This is a genomic window from Pseudoalteromonas sp. MMG013 (assembly GCF_018100885.1).
GTDB lineage: Bacteria > Pseudomonadota > Gammaproteobacteria > Enterobacterales > Alteromonadaceae > Pseudoalteromonas > Pseudoalteromonas aurantia.
On record NZ_JAGJEE010000005.1, the window covers coordinates 207,603 to 228,143 of the forward strand.

Sequence of the window (20,541 nt, forward strand, 5' to 3'; positions counted from 1 at the left end):
GAATGGAATGAGTGAATTAATATTGTTGATTGTGTATTGTGCCATACTCGGGAGCGGGGTTGGCTTTCTTGCTGGGTTGCTAGGTATTGGTGGGGGGCTGGTTATTGTACCAATACTGAGCAGTATTTTGCTCTACTTAGCGGTTTTACCACCGGAGCAAGTGGTTATCGTTGCAATCGCGACGTCATTGGCATCGATATTGTTTACCTCGACTTCTTCTGCAATAGCACATCATAAAAATGGGAATGTCCCTTGGGATTTAGCGCCTTGGATCATGACAGGTGTTGCGCTAGGCGCGCTGATCAGCGGTTTTATGGCTGCGCTGCTACCAGAGCAAGCTGTTCGCATCATTTTTGCTGTCAGTGTGGTACTCATTGCGGTAAAAATGTTTGTAAGCAGCACTAAAAAAGACACAGCTAAAACGCGGAAAATACCAAATAAAGGGATGTTAACCATTTTTACCACGATTACCGGTGGGCTATCTGCCATGATCGGTATTGGTGGTGGCGCATTGTTAGTCCCTTTATTGACCTTCTTTTCTCTGGATATGAAAAAGGCCATTGGCTGTGCGTCTGTGTGCGGGATTGTTATCGCATTGTTTGGTTCGATAGGTTATATCAGTTCTGGTAGCACACACTTCTCATTGGAAGATGGCTTTGCAGGATTTGTTTATTTACCGGCTTTATTGGGAATCGTGTGTACGTCTTGGTTTACTGCGCCTCTTGGCGCAAAAGCAACGAATCATTTACCTGTGCCGACAATAAAGAAGATTTTCGCGGGGTTGTTGGTCATTATGGCGGCAAATATGATATTGAGTTAAGAGGCTAAAAATAAGTAAGGGTGGGGATTTTTATTTATAATTTCATCTTTATTCTATGGTTTGGTTTTTTGTTCTGGGAATAATTTGTTAGGTTTTATTATTTTCTATATTTATTTTTCCTGTTTTTTTGTTTGTAGGTTTTAATGGTTTTATGATGAGGCTTCAATATTAACATGAAGCCTTATTAATGGTTTTTAGCGAATATAAACGCGCATATGGCTTATCGTTCTTCCATATGAAGAGGTAGGGTAATAGGACCTGTCAAATGTTATACCTGGAACTATACCTGTAAATATTTTAGAGTGAGTTCCTAAAGCTGAGCTGTTAGAGAGAATTAATGCCGCATTATCATTGTAAGAAGTACCAAACAAGTTTACACTTGCGCTGTTTTTAGGTTCCAAAGATTCAGCTAACGAGCTCCTTATTTTGCTTATACTTATAAAGCTTTGATATCTTGGGGAGGAGTTAAAGCTACGATATTCTTCAACCATTAATGAAGATCTTCCCGACTTTAATGCTTGCCAATAAATATCCTCTAATACTCCTGCATTATCATAGTTTACGGTGTGAGTTGGATTGAGTGGCGTGGCCAGTCTGTCATTTGCAAAGAGCGTCCAACCACCTCCATTCGTTGTCATATCGCAATATACAGATATTTCATATGCAGGGCCTTCAGGACCATCAACATCAATTATATATGTGCCATCATCAATACTGGTTCCAGATCGCAAAATATCATTGCATGACTTATGCTTAGGGATGGAAGATTGCTTGGCAAAACTAAATTGTGTATTGCTGATTTCACCCGAGTCTTCGTCGTAAGCAGATAAAACATATTTATATATACCCAACCCAAAATTTTCAGGAACAGTAATATAGCCGGTAGACTTTTCAAAATTCTCATTGGGTAGTAATGATACTTTCTTAGGAGATGAGCGAGATAAAATCTTCCCATTAGGAAAAGTTATATAATCATAATACTTTATATTTTTTACAGTACCTTCATTGTTTCCAATTGAGCTAGAGAAATATACGCGACCACCACTTTCACTTACAATTGGTGCGTTGTCATGAGGGGTCGCAGTCATATCTAATTTGGCATAGGCGGAAGGTGTGGAAAGTAATATTAAGCTAGATAAAGCTAGATTTTTTTCATTTTAAAGTCCTTTTGTGTTTTTTTATTATATTTCCATCTTATTTAATATTCAACTTTTTAATTTTAACTTGCATAGTTTTGTTTTTCTGCATTATTTTGTTTAATTTATGTTAGCTCTTTTTCTAAGTTTGATGTGAATATTAAGAAGTGTTTTTTATTTTATATAATTTATTAATGAAGTTGAGAATGGTAATTAAGCTAAAAATAAATATTACGTACGCATATTAATCTTTATTTTATAATAACCCTATAGAAATAGATTTGTATCCACTTTGATACAAATCAACCACAAACGGATACCCTATACAGGTTGCGAACCAGATAGAGTGTTTTATGAGCATAAACACTCTCACAACAGGACACTCGCAATGAAAATCGCAATAAAAAAATCTCTCGTCGCCATTGTTGCGGCACAATTTATTGGCCTCACTGTTCATGCCGACCCGTTATGGCAACCCATTAATAAAGCAAAAAATACACCTACCAGCGAGACACAAAGTACTCATCAGTTAAGTACGTCAGCTTTGCTAAGTCGATTGGCTGTTGAGGGGCAAACCGAAGTAGCTGTACCGTTGCCGTCTGGTAAGCTGGTTACTTTCAAACTAACCCCTTCAGTTGTTATGGCGCCTGAACTCTCTCAAAAATACCCGCAAATACAAACATTTCACGGTGTACAAGTTGATAACCCTGCTAATACAGGGCGTTTCGACATGAGCCCGAATGGGTTTTATGGGGTGTTTAATTTTCAGAATGAACGGGTCTATATTGATCCGGTAAAAGGCACAGATGCAAGGCTTTATAGAAGTTACCGTGCAGCGGGGGCGCAAAGTGATGCAGCGCATATGACACGTGCGGTGCCACGCAAGAAACCGGGGCAATATCAGGCGAAAAATACGCTTCTTAATCCGGCTGAGTTGCCAAACACCAGCATCGTATATCGCATTGCTTTTGCCACAACGGGAGAATATGCTGCATTTCATGGTGGGACCAAAGAGAAAACACTCGCGGCTATCGTCACCATGGTGAATCGCCTTAATGATGTTTATCATCGTGACTTAGCGATGACGTTTGAACTGATTGCAGACAATGATAAATTGATTTATCTCGATGCCAGTAATGACCCCTTTAATAATACAGATGAAGACATTGATAAATTGACAGAAGTTATCAATACAGCGGTTGGCGTGGATAGTTATGACATTGGTCATTTAGTGAGTACTGGTGGCGGGGGGCTCGCTGGTTTTGAGGTCGTTTGCACTGATTTAAAAGCTGAGGGGCTAACAGGGAGTGAGACGCCGACCAATGATGCGTTTCATATTGATTATGTGGCCCATGAAGTCGGGCATCAATTGGGGGCTGATCATACATTTAATGGCTCGTTAGGTGCCTGTGGCGGAGGAAATAGAGCCGACAATAGTGCCTATGAACCGGGCAGTGCGTCAACCATTATGGGCTATGCGGGAATTTGTGACGAACAAAATTTACAGGCAAATTCAGACCCCTTTTTCCATATTCATTCATTGGATCAAATGAATGCATTTAGTCGAATGAAAGAGGGGAAATCATGTGGTAAACACACTGAGCTGACTAACAACAAACCAGTAGTCAATGCTGGTCGTGATTATACGATTCCTGCCCGTACACCGTTTACATTAACTGGCAGTGCCACAGATGCGAATACAGATACATTGTCTTACTCATGGCAACAGTTTAATTTGGGCGCAACATCATCAAGTAAAGTACAAGACAGTGAAGATGATGGTAAACGACCACTTTTTAGAGCGTTTAGCCCGATAAAGTCAGCGAGTCGCACGTTGCCAAAAATGGTGGATATTTTGTCTGGCAATCTCAGCTATGGAGAAGCATATGCTACATCAACCCGTGATTTAGACTTTCGCCTAATTGTACGAGATGGTAAAGGTGGAGTAAGTGACGATGCCGTCAAAATTTCCGTGGTCGGTGGTGACAAGGGGTTTAGCGTACTTTCACCTGATGGCAGTTCGAAATGGCAATCAAATACGCAACTTGTACAGTGGCATACGGCTAATTCAGACAAAGCACCGGTCTCATGTGCACATGTTGATATTTTACTCTCTTTAGATTCAGGGTTGTCTTTTCCTATAACACTCGCAAATCAAGTAGAGAATAATGGCCAATATGAAGTAAGCCTACAAGGTCAACAAAGTGCCAAAGCGCGTGTGTTAATAAAGTGTAGTGACAATATCTTTTTTGCTGTCAACCAAGGGGATTTTACCATTAATCCAGGGCCGGTATCCCCAGTTAAACCACACATAACAGGACAAAGTCCGCTACAGTTCAATGAAGATAGCAACTTGACACTTAAGGTCTCAGATATACAGTTCGCGACAGCGCAAACAATTGATAAATTGACATTATCATCAGGTGAAAACTATACCATCAACAACAATAGTATCACGCCAAAACAAGATTTTAATGGAGAGCTTAATATTGCTGTGACCGCGACACGAGGTCAATTAACGAGTGATGTATATATGCTTAAGGCGACAGTACAGGCCGTGAATGATGCTCCAATCGCGCAAGATGATGTGCGTACTTTGGAGCATGACCAGCAAGACTCTGCTATTGATGTACTTAGCAATGACACAGATGTTGATAATGATAGCCTTAAATTGACGTTAATCGATTATAAAGGCAAGGCGACGGTGAGTATTAAAAGTAACAAGTTAAGCTATACACCAGAAAAAGGCTTTTCGGGTACTGAACACATTATTTATACGGTGAGTGATGAACAAGGTTGGACTGCCACAGCGACTCTTGCAGTGACAGTCAGCCCAGCTAAAAAGACGGAAACGGGTAAGAATGAAGGGAAAAAATCGTCGTCAGGCAGTGTGTCTTTGTGGTTGATATTTATCATGCTGTTAAGTGTCTCAACGCGTTACTATAAGGTGAAATATGATTAGAGCCATAGGTGCCCTACATATAATCATGTTGACAGGCTGTGCTATGCAGCCTGATACAGCATTACATAACACGACTGCAGCTGAACGTGTTTTGGCAGATGCCATTGAGCAGGCCAAAGCTCGTGATGACACGCGCTTACTTGCGATGCGCACCCGACGGCTGGTTATTCCGGGGTATGAGCATTTGGATAGTCAGAAAATTAAGGCTCAGTGTGGCGTTAAATATCACAGTGAGAGTAAGGATACGTTAAAAGAGAATGATGATAGAAAGCAGCAACTTGTACAATATCAATTTGCCCGAGAATACAATTTGGCACTCTATCCTTATTGTTATTTAAGTCAGTAACCTAAAGTGGGTAAGAGATATTTACCCACTGTTTTTATTTTTATCCAGTGGTAAGCTTTATGCTCAGCAGTCAATTAAATAAATTGGGGTATTTGTACGTGCACAGAATTTTAATCATTGATGACGATGCTGAATTAACGAATCTAATTAGTCAGTTTTTAACACAAAATGGCTACCATGTTGATGTTATTAATGATGGTAACCGAGCTGCTGAACGCGTTGAATTACTCTTACCTGATTTGATCATCTTAGATCTTATGCTGCCAGGGACAGATGGACTGAGTATTTGCAAAACGATTCGCCCACGTTTCACCGGCCCAATTATTATGCTGACCGCGCTTGTGGATGACATTGATGAAGTAACCGGGTTAGAAGTTGGCGCAGATGACTATTTATGTAAGCCACTAAAACCACGCGTACTACTGGCTCATATTAGAGCACAATTACGGCGTCAGTCTAACCTTAATGATGTTACTCAAGAATTAAAATCACTTTGTGATCAAAGGCTTAAAATAGATGCACGAAGTCGTCGCGTTACTTTTGATGAGCAGAATGTGGTTTTATCTAGTGCTGAATTTGACCTACTTATCGTATTAGCCGACTGTGCTGGTACTATTATTTCTCGAGATGCGTTACATCAAAAAATATTTAAACTAGAGTACGATGCTATGGATCGCTCTATTGATTTACGGGTATCGCGGTTACGCAAGAAATTAGGCGATGATCCAAAACAGCCAACCATTATTAAAACAATAAGAAATAAAGGCTATCTCCTTGCTCTTTAATATGAAGCACATACTGATTGGTATGTTAAGTGTGATCTTACTTAATATCATCGTTGCAAGTTTGACTCAGACGCATTTGGTATATGCATTAGATAACATCATATTTGATCAATATGGTGCGTACCTCATAGAGGGTAATCGGCAAGTTCAGGGGATCATGACTTCCACATCAGATATTAATCTTGCAATATTAAAACTTAACAACCAATTCGATATAGAGGCTTATACAGCTACTCTGTCAGAGTTTAATCAAGATGTTTATTTGATGGCGCAATTGAGTGAAACGGCTGTAAATTCCAGTTTTATTGATGTTGAAACGGCAAGTATTTATTATCGAATAGCGGGCGAAGAACTTTTAGTATTAGGCCCCATTGTATTTGAAAATACGTTAACACGACTGGCAGACTGGTTACTGTGGTTAATCGCCGCGGGGTTGAATTTATTGATTGCACTGCTGACTGTATGGAGAATTAATAATAAGTATGTTCAGATATCGACTCAAATCCAACGCTTACCGATCACCTTCAACGCAAAAAATGATGTGACGAGTGAGATTGATGAAATTGAGCAGCACTTATATTTAACACAGGCACAAACCCTAGAGCGGATCAATTTACAGCGAGATTTATTGCATGGAGTGGCGCATGAGTTTCGCAGTCCTATGGCAAGGATGCAGTTTGCACTTGATATGTTAGAGGATGCTCAACCAAGTGAAAAAGCCGAGCTGACGGCAACCATTCATAAGTCTTTGCAGGGCTTAGATGACTTAGTGAAAGAGTTACTATATTACGCGAAGCTTAAAGATGGCAGTGCTTTATTGCACTTTACGCCCACTAACCTTTCAGAACTGATTGACGATGCCATTGCGGTTGTTTCAGGGTTTTATCCCCATGTGACGTTTGTAAATAGTGGTAAAAATATCACTCTTGATGCCGACAGCAATCTACTAAAACGATTACTGGTGAATATACTTCGTAATGCGGGTCGTTTCGCTCATGCTCAGTGTAACGTTACAATTTTGCGTTTACATTATGAGGTTAAAATTTATATCGAAGACGATGGAATTGGCATTCCACCGGGGAAAAGTGAGCGAATATTTGAGCCATTCACCAGACTCGATCCCAGTCGTTCTCGTGATTCAGGAGGGTGTGGGTTAGGGCTTGCTATTGCCCATTCTATTGCTCAATTGCATCGAGGCCATATCTTAGTTGAAGAGGCTCAGGGCAGTGAAAACGCATTGAGCGGTGCTTGTTTTAGTTTGACGCTGCCACTCACACAATCATAAAGTGCGTTATGAAATCGATTGTTTGTGTAGAAGGAACTACACAGCACGTTGGCCGCTATATTTTATTTGTTCATCTGAAAGCCCCCTTTAAAAGCGCATCTAAGACAAGCTGATACTTTTAGGCGGGTTATGCATTGCGTTTACCATAATGCGGTTGTTACAAATATTAAGTTTGCTTACATTTGTATTTTGCTTTGTGGTTTGTATTTCAATTAAGCTGAACTTTTCGTGTTGAAATTTAACTTAGCTAAAGGCAAGCGCAATGAAACGGAATTTTTATATATGCACTATTGTTATTATGTTGATACCGCTTATAGGGTGCGACGTAATGAATACGGTTAGTATGAAATGGGCCAATAATGGCATTACACCTACATGGTTAGGTAATCAAAGCAAAGCGGCGCTTAAGGTACGTTACATCGGCAATAAACCTCATGTTTATGCCAAAGTGAATGGCAAAGAGTTACTTTTTTTACTCGATACAGGTGCAAGCTTTACTATTTTGGATAGTACTGAAAAGGTTAAGTCACTGAACTTAACAATGGGTGATAACTTAGCTGTTGGTGGTTGGGGCGATGATGGGGCGACTTCAGCCCATAAAAGCCATATTGATCACATTGATTTTGGGTCGTTTAGCTTTCAAGATGTGAATATTGCGTATGTGCCTATTATAAAAAGTAAGTACTATCTACGTGCAGATGAAGCTGTGGTAGATGGGGTCATTGGTCATGATTTAATGCAACATTTTGCGTGGACATTTGACCGAGAAACCGAAACCATCTTAGCATCAGCAACACCTTATGTCGCACCAGTAAAAGCGCAAGCACTGCCGTTTAACCGGTTTTTAAGCAAAATCAGTGTTAATGCTCAGGCTGATTTTGGTGATGAGCATAAGGTCACGGAACCTTTTATTATTGATACAGGGTCTAGGCATTACGTTAAATTAAGTGCGCTATATGTTGAAAATAATAAGATAGAAGTCGGGCCCACGGTAACCGCGTCAGATTTTGGCTTATCGGGCCAGATGATACATACACGTTTTGCTATGCCTGAGCTGCAATTAGGCAAGATTAAAATCCCGAGCGTTAAAACCAACTTAGTACCTAATGTAGATGAAGATGATTTGTGGGTGATTGGCAGTGCAATTTTTAAGAACTTTGTAACGACCATTGATTATCATACTGATACACTTTATTTGGAACAGAAGCGTCCAATTGTAGTGAGATATAACTTAATTGGTTTGGAATTACGAAAGATCCGCAGTGGCGAGTTTGTTGTACGTTATGTGATGCCAGATTTACCAACAGCGAATTTAGCTATTAACGTTGGAGATTTAATTACAAAGCTCAATGGAGTACAGGCAAAAGATATTACGCAAGAACACTGGTTAGACATTGCAGGGACCGCCGCAAAGCATACGGTTTGCTGGGTTAACGAAAACGCCAATGAGACATGCCACACAATTCAAGCCAATGCGATATTTGGCTATTCATCTTAAGGCGAGCATCTTTATTCTATCCGCGTATGATTGCAATGCATCATACGCGGACAGATGCTGAGTATTCAGAGCGCTTAGCGTTCTTTACTTGTTCGCAAACCAAGGCCTCATTTTGTAAAGCGTGTTGTCCTTTAGAATAAACTTATGTCTAAGCACGCCAGCAATATGCAAAATTACCAATGCGATTAGCGCTTTAACACAAGAAGCATGGACGAAACGCGCGGTATTAAATAAGTTTGTGTCATGACTGCCATTAAGCGCAATGCTGGCAAAAAGTTGTACTGGCAACTGATGGAAGTTGGCCGTGATGTAACCTGTAAGCGGTACTAACACCATGAGTGCGTATAAAGCATAATGGGTGAGTTGTGCGATGGTTACGAATGTTGGTGGTTGCTCATGCTTTGGCTGCTTATGTTTTAAAATGAAACGCTTGAAAAGGCGTATCATTATTAACAAGGTGATGAAAGTACCTATGCTAGAGTGCCCTATCAGCATGACACTGCGGTCAGCGTCACTCATTTGTGGGTTAAAGCCGACTAATGCAAAGCACATGAGGATAATAAGCACGGCGGATAACCAATGCAGCAATTTATAAGACCAACTATAAGAAGTCATTGTTCATCTCCAATTTAAAATAAATGGTTTAAGATTGATAGTTTAATTGATATTGTTATATAGATAATCAGGCTAAAATTTAAAAGACTGTTTTTATATATGAACAATGATTTAAACCAAATCCGTATTTTTTGCCAAGTGGCACAATTGCAAAGTTTTACTCAAGCCGCGGAATCGTTGGGTATTGAAAAGTCCACAGTCAGTAACAAAGTGAGTCAATTAGAGGCCCGCTTAGGGGTTAAGTTGTTGCAAAGAACCACGCGTTCGGTGAAATTAACCGATGAAGGAGCGCAGTATTTACAGTTTTGCCAACAGGCAATGCGCCAACTTGAGCTGGGTGAAGCACTCATTAGTGATATGCAGCAGCAAGCTGTGGGTCATTTACGGGTTGCGGTGCCTCAGAATTTTGCCGATGTTATGGCTGCGATGGTGGTTGTGCCTTTTTTATCAGAGCACCCGAAAGTCACGCTTGAAATGCAACAAGGCGCCCAGAATGTTGATCTTATTAAAGAGGGCTTTGATCTTGCTATTAGAGCCAGTTTTAGTGAAGTGGATGATTCGAGTTTAATTTATAGGAAAATTTATCAGTCTCAACGTATTTTTGTTGCGTCAGCTGAGCATGTGGCTAAATTTGGCAATGCAGCCAATATAAAGCAGTTGCGTGAGCAACCTTATATTGCAAGTTATGCCGGTGAGCGCAGTGATACGTCATTTAACCAAGTGTATGTTGATGGCCGCTGGCATACACTGCAGGCACGTTTCACGGTCAACTCAATTGCAGCCATTGTTCAGTCGATGCAAGCTAATTTGGGTTTCGCTATTATGCCAATTACCATGGTGCGAGATAAGTTAGCATCGGGTGAGTTAGTACAAATTGCCCCTCACGTTGCGTTGACGGACTCTGTCATTTATTTGGTCTACCCCAGTCGAAAAGGGCAACCCGCAAAACTCAAAGCGTTTATTGATACTCTGGTGTGTTGGGGTGATAAAATGATGCGGGAAAATCACCGACGAGCAGATTAATTAACCTCAGGTTAAGGTAAGGGTTTTGGAATAGAAAATGTTTTGTAAACACACTTACGTACAATTCAATGAGGTTAATTTATAGGGCGCTGAATATAGGCGCCTGCAGCGCCCTAATTACTTTGTAGATATGGGGCTGTAGGTGCCACTTATAGCATGTTAGGCCATGATTTAATCACCGCGGTTATACGCCATAATATTCGTTTATATAAAAATACCGATGACATCGGATACCTTTTAAACCCGATTATGCTCAGTGGTATAATCAATATCAGGCCCTAGCGGGACTATTTGTGTCGGGTTTATCATGGTGTGACTGAAATAATAGTGACGTTTTATATGATGAAAATCGACCGTGTCAGCAACTCCTGGATATTGATATAACGCACGAATGTAGTTTGCAATGTGTGGATACTGCTCCAGTTGACGTAGATTACATTTAAAGTGGCCAAAATATACGGCATCAAATCTAATCAGTGTTGTAAATAAGCGCCAGTCAGCCTCGGTGATAGTATCACCTGTTAAGTAGCGCTGCTGAGATAATTGTGTTTCGACCTTATCTAATGCTGAAAACAAATTGTGGTAGGCAACTTGGTAAGCATCTTGGGTGGTGGCAAAGCCCGTTTTATAGACACCATTATTTATGCTGTGATAAACCAAGTTATTCATTTCATCAATGGCTGCTCTTTTTGATTCAGGGTAGAAATCAAGTGTATTGTTAGTTATATCGTTAAATGCGGTATTAAACATGCGTATGATTTCAGATGACTCATTACTAACAATACATTTTTGTTTTTTATCCCATAATACAGGCACTGTGACTCGGCCACTGTAATGTGCTGCATGGTGTGTATAAACCTGATGCATATAATCAAAGTTAAATAACTCATCACCACTGCTGTTTTTTGAGGTGTCAAAGGTCCAGCCATTTTCTAACATATCTGGACTAACGACTGACACAGAAATATGTGCTGTTAAGCCTTTTAAGGCCCTAAAAATGAGTGTGCGATGCGCCCACGGACACGCCAGAGAAACATATAAGTGATACCTACCAGATTCAGCTTTAAAGCCATTTTTACCCGATGGCCCAGCTTCACCATCATGGGTAACCCAATTACGTAACTGTGCTTCTTCACGCTCAAACTTTCCTTTACTTGTATTTGTGTCATACCAGCGGTTATGCCAAATGCCATCAACTAATAAACCCATAATATTGTCCTCTTTCCTGTTCTGATTTGATCAACTTTTTATTACAGCAACTCAAAGATTAATGCGGTTGTATCGCGATTACTTTGGTTATGGAATGTCAGTGTGTTTTCATCCGTGATTTTTGCGCCATCGCCTTCACAGAGCATGGTATGATTTATTCGTACCGTGCCTGCGATGATATGCACATAAATATTGTTGCCCATTGTTTTTTGAAAATCGAAGCTGTCAGTTGGTTTAACAATCAACTGATGTAGCTTTGCCGTTTGCTTAATTTGTAGGGTGTGGTTTTCTCCTGATGGGCTTGCAATGGTGCTTAAGCCATATGCACGACCAAAGTTTTTTTGTTGATAGCGTGGTGTATCCCCTGTTACATTTGGCGCTATCCAAATTTGTAAAAAACGTAATGGCTGGGTTTTTGAAGCGTTGTACTCGCTGTGGTATATCCCTTTTCCCGCCGACATTAATTGAAACTCTCCTGCTGATAACGTTTGAATATTGCCAGCACTGTCTTTGTGCTCTATAGCGCCTTCGAGTATATAGCTGATGATCTCCATATCGCGGTGACCGTGGGAATCAAACCCTGCACCTGGGTGAACGATATCATCATTGATCACCCGCAGTGCTGAGAAACCCATATGGTTTGGATCGTAATAGTTTCCAAATGAAAAGGTATGTTTGCTATTGAGCCAGCCAAAGTTTGCGTTTCCTCTATCTTGTGATTTTCTGACACTTAACATGTTATCTCGCCTCTCAATACGTAATAAATATAGGCACTTAAGCGAATCGATTCGCCAAATGATTGTCTAAAGCGAGTTTACCGCTACCAGAAATAACCAAAGAAGCACTGGCAGCGAGTAACGCGAGCGCAAACTCATAACCGTTATTGCTCATAAATAGACCATGGGTCAAGTGCACAGCAAAGATGGCAACGAGCATTGTGATAGCGAGTACAGATGCCGCAGGACGAGTTAATAAACCAAGTAAGATGAATAACCCGCCGACGAATTCACTACAGCCAGCCAAAAGTGCCATTAGTAAGCCCGGCGCAAGACCTATTGATGCCATAAACCCTGCGGTTCCATCTAGCCCGTAGCCACCAAACCATCCGAATAGCTTTTGTCCGCCATGCGCCATAAAAATAACGCCCACAGGCAATCGAAGTGCGAATGATGCATAACTTGAGTGAGATGCAGTTAACGTTCTGAGTAATGTTTTCATTCTATTATCCTCAATTTTTTTAAATAAAGAGTACAGCATGATTTATTCACCAAGTTGCTGTTTAAAGCCAGTATAGATATGGTAGTGTCAGTTAAAAATCGAAATGTTTTGAATTGTTAGTTCAAAAAAATTGAATGTTGATTTGTAAGAAGGTGATTATGTATCAGGCTATTACTATTGAGGCACTTAAAGCGCTTGACGCGATTGATAAAAAAGGGAGCTTTGCGGCGGCAGCCCAGTCTCTTTATAAAGTGCCTTCGGCGCTAACTTACACGATTAAAAAACTGGAAGACGATATGGGCACACCGCTGTTTGATCGTTCAAAACAAAGAGCGGTACTCACTCCTGCAGGAAAGTTGGTTTTGGCGCATGGTCGGAATATATTGCAAGCGACAAATGAGATGGTAGATGCAGTTGCTCAGTTAGCATCAGGGTGGGAGCGACAATTACGGATTGCACGTGATACGGTGATCCCTCCAGATATTTTGTTTGAGTTATTGGCTGAATTCACTCAGCTACCACAAAGCGTTGATGTAACTTTGAGCGAAGAAGCCTTAGGGGGCGGTTGGGATGCTTTGCACAGTAAACGGGCTGATATTGTCATTGGTGCATCAGGAGAGCTGCCAAAAGGGTTGTTTAATACGCATAAAATATCACAGGTGCATTTTGTGTTTGCCGTTGCATCACATCACCCACTAGCCAGTGTCAGCGAGGTGATTGATGTTGAACATTTAAGGCAATATCCCTCGATTGTGGTTGCAGATAGTTCGCAAGTACTCCCAGCAAGAGACAGTGGTTGGTTTAACAGTAAACAAGTGATTCGAGTGAACAGCATGAGTGCAAAGTTAATGGCTCAATTACAGGGAATTGGTGTGGGGTTTTTACCACTGCATTTAGCTGAACCTTATTTAAAAGAGGGCACTTTGGTACAAAAACAGTGTGCGATCCCTCGGCCAAATCAAGACTTATATATTGCTTGGAATAAAGGGCAAGAAGGTAACGCTTTAACGTGGTTCATACAGCGGCTTTGCCAGAGTGATTGGGCGTGCTAAGTCATTGCATTTGAAAATTAAAGACGCTTTTATTGTTCAGGTAATGTCATCGAAAAATTGAATCACAAAGAGTACACTGAGCATTAAAATAGCGCCCTATCGAGCGTGTAAATAAGTGCACTTGTAATGCGCTGTAATCGCACATTTCCTAAGCTGTGTAATTCTTTTACTTAATATTAATGTAAAGGAAGAGCGACATGAAAGCATATATTGATAGTAATTACCTCTGTATCTATCACGCACTGAGGACAAGACTATATCAAGCAAAAGGTGTCTTTTTGTTGGTAGCGATGATGTTAGTAACCGTATTTTCATCGCTTGCGCAAGCTGCGAATTATCCAATGTCAACCCCAGCAAATGATGATGGACAAGGTAACCTTATCTACTTAGATAGACATGCGTTAGATTGTGCAAACAATGTAATAAGTTCATTGCGCTTGTTTAGACCATCAACGACGCAAATAGCGTATGCATATACGTGTACTGAAACAGGTGACATAGCTGGAGCTAGCACATATACGCCTGAAAATAGTGATGGTGCGGGCAATATCATTTATTTGGATCGACATACAGTCAATTGTGAAAACAAAGGGCTGCAATATTTACATTTAGAAAGACCAACGGGTAATACGGTTCAATATCACTATAAATGTGGTAGTAAAAGTTTAACGGATGTACAAGATTATTTTACGCCTGAAAATGCAGATGGCGGGGGCAATACGATTTACTTAGACAGGCATAATGTGAGCTGCCCAAACAATAAAGTACTGAGTTATTTAAAGTTAGAAAGACCCACAGGTAATACTATTCGATATCACTATAAATGCGGCACGTTTGATAACGGCGTAATCAACGGGTTTGTTGATGTCTTCGCGCCAGCTAACTGGAACATATCGGGTGTGGCTACAACCAATATGACGGCCGCAGCATTAACGGCATCAGTGAACTTTGGTGGTGGCGGTGTGACGGCGGCTATTACAATACCTGAGAAAGGACATATTAATTTTGATTGGGATATGACGCTCCATTCTGCAGGCCAATATGGCGATGTTATTAGGTACGTAATAAATGGTACTGCGTATGACTTATCTACAGCGGGAAGTGCCTCTGGTTCTGTTGCCAGTGTTGCTGTAGAAACAGGGGATGTATTTGAGTTTTTAACTTGGGGGACGACTCAGTCTTCAAGCTATAACGCAACGTTTGATAACTTTAGTTTTGTTCCCGAGAATCACATGTTAGCCCCGCAATGTGCTTTTTCAGGAGACAACCAAGGTCGCAATGATGTCGGTTTTTCAGGGCAAACATTCGTTTATCATAATACCAGTTATGGCTCAAATCGGTTTATGTGGGATGGTGTAAACAAAGGGGATGTACCAATCGGGACGAACTCTGTAACGGATACTCAGGGGAATGTATTTACATTCGGGGCTGAAGTATCACATCCATATGCTGACCTTTGGTATTATGAAATTTGCGTAAATATGCCTTGAGTTGCTTTGTTTATCGCAATAAATATTAGAGCAGTTTTAAAGGTATAAATAAAAGGGAAGGGTGAGCGACATTCTATGCTGTTCACCTTTCATTATTACCTGATCTTTATATAAGGTATGGGCGTCACTGTAAGCATATGGTGCTATAACTGGCTGATTAGCAAGTGCACTAGCCTATCGCATATTCAATACTGTTCTCATACGATACATCACCTCCCTATTTCGTTAGTGAATGCATGTTAGTTTGCATGGATGTAATGCGTTGTAATTGGTTTGAGGTGCTTTTTGGCCTATCTTTTTTTAGTACTTATACCGTCACCAGCTTTTTATGCCAAGCACTTAGGGGGTTGTTTTAATGTGCAAGGACATTGGCTGGGTCATATAACCCCTCAATACTGTAAAGTTAGGGAGAGTAAAATGTCTAAGGAACCACAAGTATCTTCTGTTAAACCATATAAAGAGTGGCAAGAAAATCAACCGTCTGGGCCTCAGTTCGGAATATTATCAAAGCTGCATGGCACATGGGTGAATTGGAAAGATGGGCCAAGTGGCCTACACACAACCTGCATGCCTTCACCAGGGACTTCTTCAGAAACGATTTTCGGTGTTTTCCACTTTAAATCTCAACAGTACCGAGAACAACTCAAGTTCACACGGGTTAACGCGCCGGTTCGTAACCGCGGGGGATCTAACGAGCAGTTTAATGGTGCGCTAAAATATGAAACCGCGATCATCGATAATGACAATGCTTTGCAGCACTTTGAAAATGGCATGTATTTATGGCTAGGTGATAACACTATGCCTTGGCAAGAAGATAGCCCTTATCAAAACCCTCCGACTATGTTTAAGCATAGGTCGAGCGCTGAATCGGTGAAAGCCGATGCCGCCGAGCCCGTAATGGGAGCTGGGGAGTTAGGGCCACAGTTCGTACCGCCACACTCAATTTCTCGCTCTGGGGTGATCCCCCATGGCACGACAATTCATTTAACCGGTCAGGTAGCGCAAAGCAGTGATGAGGGCATAGCACCAGACATTGGTGCGCTGTGGGAACAGCAGTATTTATCCATATCGCCAACGATGGGAATGGATCCAGCGCGAGATTTAATCGCAGGATCGCGTGAAAAACCTAAGTGGACCGCTCTCCCACGAGAAGATCAAGAGGGCGGAGGGGTTAATAGTGCTCGCGCTTATTTTCAGCGTATTTTTAATTATGATCAATTTGGTGCCAAATACCCCTATACCGTGCAACCTAACCTGCTGTTAACTGATGCTAATAAAAATTTGAAATTTAAAAGATTCGACTTGATTGAGCTAGATTCGCAACATGACACCGGAGTACAAGGGGCAACGGTGAATAATGTGATGATAGAACGCTATTGCCGAGTTGCTAGAATGCGGCACCGTATGTGGCTAGAAGAAATCGAAGTTAAGGGCAAAGATGGCAAGATAAAGGTGATTGATCAACTGCAATACGAGCAAATAGTGGATTTTGAGTTTATGTTTGGGTCAAGTGGTGGCACGACATTATGGCCGCATATTCAAGTCAATACGTTACGTAGAGTGGAAGATATTCCGCTTGATGAGCAGCTCCCTGCTATTAAACTTCCTGAAGAAGAAGATAAAGCCACTGATGGGGCACCAGAACCTGTAGTACGTCACATGAAACACACACTCGACTAATGCGCATTTGAGCCCAGAGTATGGATGGGGTCGCCGTTGCAATATGCTGAGCTGGTTGTTTGGTGATTGATGTTGAACATGAATATCAATCACCATTTACCAGGCTTCGTTGTACATTTTGTCAGATGATTATTCTCTTGCGTACAGTTATGTGTCGTGTGGTTAATTGCGTTTACGCGCAATGGCGGTCAACTTTTTCCGGTATAGTTGCATAGAATGAAACTTAATGGGCATGCCGACATTCACCAAGGCATGCCTGAAAAACCAAGTCATGCGGTCATGAAGTGATGGGTTTGGAATTAATTCAGCTTGGTGACCATCACTTTTAGCTGGTATGTCAGTGAGGTAGCGCAAGTCACCTGTGTGGCGATACAGTGACAGCACATCGAGCTTTTCTTCTATGGTGCGTAAGGTTATTTGTGGCCCAGAGTTATTGCGCCCCTCTTTCCATTCAAGCAATAGTCGCATGGCTTTCGGTAATAATGAAAATAGGCTTAAAACGTAATTTGATGGCAGTCTAGGCACAATATCAGAGCAGTTAACCACCCGATAAATCGGCGTTTTGAGCTCGTTAAAGTAATTGTAGTCAGCCGCTTTTGGTGCGCCATAGGTATAACATGCGCCATTACTATCTGGTGCGAGCTCTCTGGTTGCTATGCAGGCCAAAGCACCACCAAGTGAGTGGCCGGTAAAAAATACCGGGGTTACATCATTGGCGAGCGGATCATAGGGCTTGCCTTGTGATTTTTCGAGTATGTTTATTATTTGTGCTTTGACGCTCATAAATGAGCAGAAAAAGCCACTATGAACGCTGAAGTTGTTGCCAACACTTTGATGTGCGTTACTCACTTGTTGTTCTTGCGATAAGGGCGTTGCGTAGATATTGGTAAGCCAATCTTCGAGACGGGTTTCTGAACCTCTAAATACCACAACAATATAGGGTTTTTCATTATCGCTGTTACCCACTGCAGGTGTGTATTTACACACAAACCCTTGTGCACTCAGTTGGTGTGATACCCCAAGTGGCTGACTCGCAAAATCCATCGTGTGTTCATCACCTGCGCTATGAAAAGTACCGTCAAATGTGCCTTCTAAGGTAAACCCTGCTTTTTTCAACGATGATTTTAGTAATGTTTCGCCCACAATAAGCGCGTGCTCCTTTTGAGTCACTAAACTTTCAAGTGGGGCTTTTACATTGTGAGCGTGTGGGTTGACACTAAAGTGGCTATCGAACACCGCGTTTATTTGTGCTGTTAAGCCTTGGACTTCGTTATCAATGACACTAAAGCGGATGTAAGCCAATTGTGAGAGCTCAGCCATAATATAAGAGACGCGGTCGCTATAGCCAATACGTCGCCAAGGTAGCTTAAGTAGGTTTGGGTGCATGAAATAATCATGGGTAACTGTATTGGTTGTGATCCGCCCAAGATAGACAGAAAGTAATCCATAGCCCGCGGCTATCAAGGCTAGCGCACTTTGCCAAAAGTGGTGAGCGAATAGGCTGTTTGCTAAAGAGTATATGTGTGCAATATAACCTTCAAGCGTACTTATAATGGCGTCAAAACTCAGGTCTTCTAGGGCGCCACCTGTCATCGCGATACCAACCAGCAAAGAAGACATCACGGCGTAGATGACCCCTAAAAACCATAATGAGATGCCGATGCTTCTAAATACTCTGGCCTTACTCGCTCCGTGTTTCATAGTTACCTTTTCAGCATACGGTTACATCAAAAGTGTGTTTTTTAACCATAAACCGAAAGGTATAGGTTTTCAAGAGTGCCTAAGAGCACAATAGATGCTTATGTTGATCGTATGAGGAGAGAGTCAAAGCACTGAATGGCATGTGTGTCATGAGGTTAAGTGCATATTTGGAGATTCATGGTCGCAGGGTATGTGAATGAGCAATTGGGCTTTATAGCCCTCGTGTGATGAAAAGCATTAGCACAGCGTATTTTAGTACAAAGGATTTAGTGCAACGTATTTTAGTACAAAAATGGCTACCTAAATTTTAAAGGTAGCCACATAGTTATGAACAAACTAGTCTAGTTTATTAAGAACATAAATAACTTCATGAACATACACTTGCTCGTTATATAAAAAACTGTGACTGTACTTAAAAGTATAAATATTATTTTCTCTCTTTAGAAGCTTCATATTTTTAGCTGAAGTTAAAAGGTTACCTTCAGTTAACGATGTATTACATGTATCAAAATCATAGGCTTCAATCGAATGGCATACAGAGCGGCTAAGAAATGAATAACTACCGTCAGCTTGAATTTTAAAAACATCGCCGTGCTCTTCTTCATAGGGACCTTGATAAGAGTAGGTTGCTTTGTTGGGGCTTATGGACATCTTCCCAGCATAAACGTTGTTCATATGTCGGTAAGTTCCAAGATAATCAGCTGAAGTGATGGTTTTGTCTACCTCATAATGTTGATATCCAATATTGTCATATGTTTTACCACTTGTTTCATCGGCAAGTTGTGCAACCAAAAAGGTTTCACCGGATGGCATGGAATATCGCGCGTATTTATAGCTATTGTCATCGAATGAAACACTGAGCTCCGCGCCATTTTGTGAGTAGGTAAACGTACGAAGCTCTTTGACTGACTTACCTGCAGTCTCTATCAACACGGTCCCTGTGCTGTCGTCAATAATACTGAACTCTATTGCGCCAACATATTTGTATTCTCCTAATGCCCAATTTAGTTGAGGTGGCGCCATTTTTCCAGTGTATGTTTTGCCGACTTCTAGCGGAGTAGTCACCTCAGTTAGTTCAGTAAGGGGATAAGCCATTAGGTCAGATTTAGGACGCAAGAATTCAGGTAGATTTTGGTATTTATTCGGGTCAAAATTAATGTACTCCGATTGTGTACCGAGTTGATAGGAATAATCAGATTGAATAATAAGGTGATTTTGTATTTTTCCAACTATGCGTATTTTGTCATAGTTCAAAGTAAAGTGTAACTCGTCGAATTCAGAGCTATTACTGAAAAATCGGAATGAGTATGGGATGACCACTTTGCTTGGCGTAAATTCTCCTGAAGCTTTATCATAAACCCCTTTTAGGTAGTGTAAAGTGTAATGCTTATGAATAGAGTGACTAGAAAGAGTGTGTTTAGGTAAATGTGAGCGAATGTGCAATGTAGTAAGGCGCTGTTCGTCAGTTGGAAGGCTGGTTAACTCAATAGTTCTATTTGGATATAAAGTGATATCAGGGTACAAGTTGTGCGCATATTTTTTTCCATTCAAAACAGATGAAGATTTATGAAGCATGTAGGCTTGATTTTCATTATGTTTATTAGTGAGTGTGATATAGAGTTTATCGCTCGTTTTTGCGATGAGTTGTAACCCCGTAAAGCGTTTAAGGTTACAGTCGGATATACACCCATGTTCATACACCCACAGTTTATCTAGGGCGT

17 protein-coding genes are annotated in these 20,541 nt (G+C 41.1%); 10 read left to right on the forward strand and 7 right to left on the reverse strand.

Annotated elements, in window-relative coordinates:
* Positions 1 to 7 precede the first annotated feature (7 nt).
* Positions 8 to 820 (forward strand): sulfite exporter TauE/SafE family protein, encoded by an 813-nt coding sequence (locus J8L98_RS07580; RefSeq protein WP_210995929.1) that lies wholly within the window; start codon positions 8 to 10, stop codon positions 818 to 820.
* Positions 821 to 1,014: 194 nt separating this feature from the next.
* On the opposite strand, the gene J8L98_RS07585 is transcribed toward J8L98_RS07580, so the two are convergent.
* Positions 1,015 to 1,908 carry a fibrinogen-like YCDxxxxGGGW domain-containing protein gene (locus J8L98_RS07585; RefSeq protein WP_210995930.1) on the reverse strand — a complete coding sequence of 298 codons (894 nt, stop codon included), beginning with the start codon at positions 1,906 to 1,908 and terminating at the stop codon, positions 1,015 to 1,017.
* A gap of 436 nt (positions 1,909 to 2,344) precedes the next feature.
* On the opposite strand from J8L98_RS07585, the gene J8L98_RS07590 reads away from it, so the two are divergent.
* The 5 genes from J8L98_RS07590 to J8L98_RS07610 all read left to right on the forward strand — a co-directional run bounded on the left by J8L98_RS07590 (position 2,345) and on the right by J8L98_RS07610 (position 8,832).
* Positions 2,345 to 4,918, forward strand: coding sequence for a reprolysin-like metallopeptidase (locus tag J8L98_RS07590; RefSeq protein ID WP_210995931.1), 2,574 nt, complete (start codon positions 2,345 to 2,347; stop codon positions 4,916 to 4,918).
* Complete coding sequence (locus tag J8L98_RS07595; RefSeq protein ID WP_210995932.1) at positions 4,911 to 5,264, forward strand: hypothetical protein; 354 nt, start codon at positions 4,911 to 4,913, stop codon at positions 5,262 to 5,264. Before J8L98_RS07590 ends, J8L98_RS07595 begins: the two co-directional genes overlap by 8 nt.
* A 98-nt stretch (positions 5,265 to 5,362) precedes the next feature.
* On the forward strand, positions 5,363 to 6,049 hold the full coding sequence (locus tag J8L98_RS07600) for a response regulator (RefSeq protein WP_348771893.1): 687 nt from the start codon (positions 5,363 to 5,365) through the stop codon (positions 6,047 to 6,049).
* A 1-nt stretch (position 6,050) separates the two neighbouring features.
* Positions 6,051 to 7,334: an ATP-binding protein gene (locus J8L98_RS07605; protein WP_210995934.1), complete on the forward strand. Its 1,284-nt coding sequence runs from the start codon at positions 6,051 to 6,053 to the stop codon at positions 7,332 to 7,334.
* A gap of 328 nt (positions 7,335 to 7,662) precedes the next feature.
* Positions 7,663 to 8,832, forward strand: a complete 1,170-nt coding sequence (locus tag J8L98_RS07610) for an aspartyl protease family protein (RefSeq protein WP_210995935.1) — start codon at positions 7,663 to 7,665, stop codon at positions 8,830 to 8,832.
* Between the two features lie 84 nt (positions 8,833 to 8,916).
* Here the strand turns inward: J8L98_RS07610 and J8L98_RS07615 are convergent, their stop codons facing one another.
* Positions 8,917 to 9,447 (reverse strand): cytochrome b/b6 domain-containing protein, encoded by a 531-nt coding sequence (locus J8L98_RS07615; RefSeq protein ID WP_210995936.1) that lies wholly within the window; start codon positions 9,445 to 9,447, stop codon positions 8,917 to 8,919.
* 99 nt (positions 9,448 to 9,546) lie between these two features.
* On the opposite strand from J8L98_RS07615, the gene J8L98_RS07620 reads away from it, so the two are divergent.
* Positions 9,547 to 10,470: a LysR family transcriptional regulator gene (locus J8L98_RS07620; protein ID WP_210995937.1), complete on the forward strand. Its 924-nt coding sequence runs from the start codon at positions 9,547 to 9,549 to the stop codon at positions 10,468 to 10,470.
* A gap of 237 nt (positions 10,471 to 10,707) precedes the next feature.
* On the opposite strand, the gene J8L98_RS07625 is transcribed toward J8L98_RS07620, so the two are convergent.
* Genes J8L98_RS07625 through J8L98_RS07635 form a run of 3 tightly spaced genes read right to left on the reverse strand, consistent with a single transcriptional unit; the run spans position 10,708 to position 12,897 of the window.
* Entirely contained in the window at positions 10,708 to 11,679 is a 972-nt protein-coding gene (locus tag J8L98_RS07625; RefSeq protein WP_210995938.1) for a glutathione S-transferase family protein, read from the reverse strand.
* 41 nt (positions 11,680 to 11,720) lie between these two features.
* On the reverse strand, positions 11,721 to 12,416 hold the full coding sequence (locus tag J8L98_RS07630) for a pirin family protein (protein ID WP_210995939.1): 696 nt from the start codon (positions 12,414 to 12,416) through the stop codon (positions 11,721 to 11,723).
* Positions 12,417 to 12,453: 37 nt separating this feature from the next.
* Positions 12,454 to 12,897, reverse strand: a complete 444-nt coding sequence (locus J8L98_RS07635) for a DoxX family protein (RefSeq protein ID WP_192506444.1) — start codon at positions 12,895 to 12,897, stop codon at positions 12,454 to 12,456.
* A 158-nt stretch (positions 12,898 to 13,055) separates the two neighbouring features.
* Between J8L98_RS07635 and J8L98_RS07640 the strand changes: the two genes are divergently transcribed.
* From J8L98_RS07640 to J8L98_RS07650, 3 genes are all read left to right on the forward strand, one after another.
* On the forward strand, positions 13,056 to 13,949 hold the full coding sequence (locus J8L98_RS07640) for a LysR family transcriptional regulator (protein WP_210995940.1): 894 nt from the start codon (positions 13,056 to 13,058) through the stop codon (positions 13,947 to 13,949).
* A gap of 197 nt (positions 13,950 to 14,146) precedes the next feature.
* Positions 14,147 to 15,439 (forward strand): hypothetical protein, encoded by a 1,293-nt coding sequence (locus tag J8L98_RS07645; RefSeq protein ID WP_210995941.1) that lies wholly within the window; start codon positions 14,147 to 14,149, stop codon positions 15,437 to 15,439.
* A 417-nt stretch (positions 15,440 to 15,856) separates the two neighbouring features.
* Positions 15,857 to 17,119 carry a peroxidase, FMP-type gene (locus J8L98_RS07650; protein ID WP_210995942.1) on the forward strand — a complete coding sequence of 421 codons (1,263 nt, stop codon included), beginning with the start codon at positions 15,857 to 15,859 and terminating at the stop codon, positions 17,117 to 17,119.
* A gap of 162 nt (positions 17,120 to 17,281) precedes the next feature.
* Here J8L98_RS07650 and J8L98_RS07655 read toward each other — a convergent pair whose 3' ends face one another.
* Entirely contained in the window at positions 17,282 to 18,820 is a 1,539-nt protein-coding gene (locus J8L98_RS07655) for a lipase family protein (protein ID WP_210995943.1), read from the reverse strand.
* Between the two features lie 336 nt (positions 18,821 to 19,156).
* On the reverse strand, positions 19,157 to 20,395 hold the full coding sequence (locus tag J8L98_RS07660; protein WP_210995944.1) for a hypothetical protein: 1,239 nt from the start codon (positions 20,393 to 20,395) through the stop codon (positions 19,157 to 19,159).
* Between the last annotated feature and the right edge of the window lie 146 nt (positions 20,396 to 20,541).

What these genes read in the sequence shown, in the direction of transcription:
- J8L98_RS07615 (WP_210995936.1), bottom strand. Translation starts at nt 9,447, where the DNA reads ATGACTTCTTATAGTTGGTCTTATAAATTGCTGCATTGGTTATCCGCC.
- J8L98_RS07630 (WP_210995939.1), bottom strand. Translation starts at nt 12,416, where the DNA reads ATGTTAAGTGTCAGAAAATCACAAGATAGAGGAAACGCAAACTTTGGC.
- J8L98_RS07580 (WP_210995929.1), top strand. Translation starts at nt 8, where the DNA reads ATGAGTGAATTAATATTGTTGATTGTGTATTGTGCCATACTCGGGAGC.
- J8L98_RS07605 (WP_210995934.1), top strand. Translation starts at nt 6,051, where the DNA reads ATGAAGCACATACTGATTGGTATGTTAAGTGTGATCTTACTTAATATC.
- J8L98_RS07655 (WP_210995943.1), bottom strand. Translation starts at nt 18,820, where the DNA reads ATGAAACACGGAGCGAGTAAGGCCAGAGTATTTAGAAGCATCGGCATC.
- J8L98_RS07660 (WP_210995944.1), bottom strand. Translation starts at nt 20,395, where the DNA reads ATGCTTCATAAATCTTCATCTGTTTTGAATGGAAAAAAATATGCGCAC.
- J8L98_RS07590 (WP_210995931.1), top strand. Translation starts at nt 2,345, where the DNA reads ATGAAAATCGCAATAAAAAAATCTCTCGTCGCCATTGTTGCGGCACAA.
- J8L98_RS07645 (WP_210995941.1), top strand. Translation starts at nt 14,147, where the DNA reads ATGAAAGCATATATTGATAGTAATTACCTCTGTATCTATCACGCACTG.
- J8L98_RS07635 (WP_192506444.1), bottom strand. Translation starts at nt 12,897, where the DNA reads ATGAAAACATTACTCAGAACGTTAACTGCATCTCACTCAAGTTATGCA.
- J8L98_RS07625 (WP_210995938.1), bottom strand. Translation starts at nt 11,679, where the DNA reads ATGGGTTTATTAGTTGATGGCATTTGGCATAACCGCTGGTATGACACA.
- J8L98_RS07640 (WP_210995940.1), top strand. Translation starts at nt 13,056, where the DNA reads ATGTATCAGGCTATTACTATTGAGGCACTTAAAGCGCTTGACGCGATT.
- J8L98_RS07595 (WP_210995932.1), top strand. Translation starts at nt 4,911, where the DNA reads ATGATTAGAGCCATAGGTGCCCTACATATAATCATGTTGACAGGCTGT.
- J8L98_RS07610 (WP_210995935.1), top strand. Translation starts at nt 7,663, where the DNA reads ATGAATACGGTTAGTATGAAATGGGCCAATAATGGCATTACACCTACA.
- J8L98_RS07620 (WP_210995937.1), top strand. Translation starts at nt 9,547, where the DNA reads ATGAACAATGATTTAAACCAAATCCGTATTTTTTGCCAAGTGGCACAA.
- J8L98_RS07650 (WP_210995942.1), top strand. Translation starts at nt 15,857, where the DNA reads ATGTCTAAGGAACCACAAGTATCTTCTGTTAAACCATATAAAGAGTGG.
- J8L98_RS07585 (WP_210995930.1), bottom strand. Translation starts at nt 1,908, where the DNA reads ATGACTGCGACCCCTCATGACAACGCACCAATTGTAAGTGAAAGTGGT.